This window comes from Mesorhizobium sp. M7A.F.Ca.CA.004.04.2.1, assembly GCF_004022825.1.
GTDB lineage: Bacteria > Pseudomonadota > Alphaproteobacteria > Rhizobiales > Rhizobiaceae > Mesorhizobium.
In genome coordinates, this window is the sequence record NZ_RZPH01001140.1 from 1 (window position 1) to 1,813 (window position 1,813).

Consider the following 1,813-nt stretch of genomic DNA (forward strand, 5'->3'; position numbering starts at 1 on the left):
ACGCCGGGCAGGGCGCCTTTTTGCGTCGACGACGAACTGTCGTCGGCAAGTGCCGCGCCGCTGATGAGGCTCGCAATGGCGAGCGCTGCAACGGCGATGACGCGGTGCAATGATCTGGACTGATGAGTGTCGGTCATCCCAGGACTATAGTGGCGCGCCGCCGATGGAACCAGACCGGCATCGTCAAATCTTCGACTACCTGCCGGACGGTCTCCGATCCGGCCCTGGCTTACGCCGCTTTCTTTCGCGTGTCGAAAACATGGTCGACGATGCCCCAGGACTGGGCCTCGCGGGCGGTCATGAAGTGGTCGCGGTCGAGCGTGCGTTCCACCTCTTCATAGCTGCGGCCGCAATGCTGCGCGTAAAGTTCGGCCATGTGCCGTTTCGTCCGGCCGATGCGCTCGGCATGGCGCTGGATGTCGGATGCCTGGCCCTGGAACCCGCCCAGCGGCTGATGCAGCAGGATAGTGGCATTCGGCAGGGAAATCCGGCGCCCCGGTGTGCCTGCCATCAGCAGGAACGAGCCCATCGAGGCGGCAAAGCCCATGCATACGGTGGACACCGGGCAGCTGATATATTGCATCGTATCGTAGATGGCGAAGCCGCTGGTCACCACGCCGCCCGGCGAGTTGATGTCGAGCGAGATCTCCTTGTCGGGATTGTCCGATTCCAGCGACAAAAGCTGCGCGCAGACCAGCGCCGAGATGTCGTCGTTGATCTCGCCGTTGATGAAGATGATGCGCTCGCGCAGCAGCCGCGAAAAGATGTCGAAGGCACGTTCGCCGCGGCTCGATTGCTCGATGACCATCGGCACCAGACTGGCAACACCGCTCATTGTCTCTCTCCGTCCGTTTTGTTTTCAGGCCGCGCGAAGCAGGAGGCGAGGCGTGTTTGCGGCGATTGGCTTAGATGACCTGTTCGCACCGAGCGAAACCCGGCAGCCGGCGCCTGCCATGGCGACGGCAGGCATGGCCTTGCGGGCAAAGCCGTCATGGACGATACGCAGATGCGTGCCGCCGGATACGGCTCGGGCAAGTGTGAAGGTGACGGTGCTGTCGAGCGGATCCTGCCTGGCTGCGTCGCCCGGCTGCTCCCGCCAGGAATAGCGCAGCAGCTTCTCGGGTTCGGCGTCGAGGATTTCGCATTCGATCGGCGTGTCCGGTCCGGCGAAGGCAAAACGGTTGCCGATCTCGGGGCTGATGTCGTTCGGCATCATCCAGGCGGCCAGCAATTCCGGTATGGTCAGGGCCCGCCAGACCTTTTCCGGCGGCTCGGCAAGCTCGTACTCGAACTCGAGCGCATCCGGGGCGTCGCCTTGGCCGTGGTTGGTCGTTGATCCCGCCTTCTTCATTGATCCATGTCCTTCAAAACCGCCTTCAGCCTTTCGATGCGCTCCGGCCAGAAGGTCCGGTAGCGTTCGATCCAGGAGAGCAAGGGGGCGAGCCCCTGCGGATCGGCGCGGTAATAGGCGTTGCGGCCGGCTCGCCGCTCGATCACCAGCCCGGCGCCACGCAGCACCGCCAGATGCTGCGACACCGCGGGCTGCGACACCATCATCCCGGTGCGCAATTCCGACACGCTCATCTCGCCGGCGGCCAGCCGCTCAAAGACGGCGCGGCGCGTCGGGTCGGCCAGTGCGCGAAAAATCTCTGCTTCGATCATGCCAAAAGCATAAGTGCATACTTATTGATTTGGCAAGCACTGTTTTACGAGATTGTCGGAAGCCAGCGTCTCACCATTCCGGCAGGCCCATCGAACGTCGCCTCGAAAATCGGCGACGCAAGGACGGCGTGGATGTGAAGCGTTCCAGTGC

General features: G+C 63.2%; 3 protein-coding genes. All 3 read right to left on the bottom strand.

The window, feature by feature from the left end; genetic code table 11:
* Positions 1 to 229 precede the first annotated feature (229 nt).
* Genes EN893_RS32200 through EN893_RS32210 form a run of 3 tightly spaced genes read right to left on the bottom strand, consistent with a single transcriptional unit; the run spans position 230 to position 1,662 of the window.
* Positions 230 to 835, bottom strand: coding sequence for an ATP-dependent Clp protease proteolytic subunit (locus tag EN893_RS32200; protein ID WP_128362101.1), 606 nt, complete (start codon positions 833 to 835; stop codon positions 230 to 232).
* Between the two features lie 24 nt (positions 836 to 859).
* The gene (locus EN893_RS32205) at positions 860 to 1,351 is read right to left on the bottom strand and encodes an SRPBCC domain-containing protein (RefSeq protein ID WP_127270741.1); all 492 of its coding nucleotides are present in this window, start codon (positions 1,349 to 1,351) and stop codon (positions 860 to 862) included.
* The gene (locus EN893_RS32210) at positions 1,348 to 1,662 is read right to left on the bottom strand and encodes a metalloregulator ArsR/SmtB family transcription factor (RefSeq protein ID WP_127270743.1); all 315 of its coding nucleotides are present in this window, start codon (positions 1,660 to 1,662) and stop codon (positions 1,348 to 1,350) included. The genes EN893_RS32205 and EN893_RS32210 overlap by 4 nt, the downstream gene beginning before the upstream one ends.
* Positions 1,663 to 1,813: the final 151 nt, after the last annotated feature.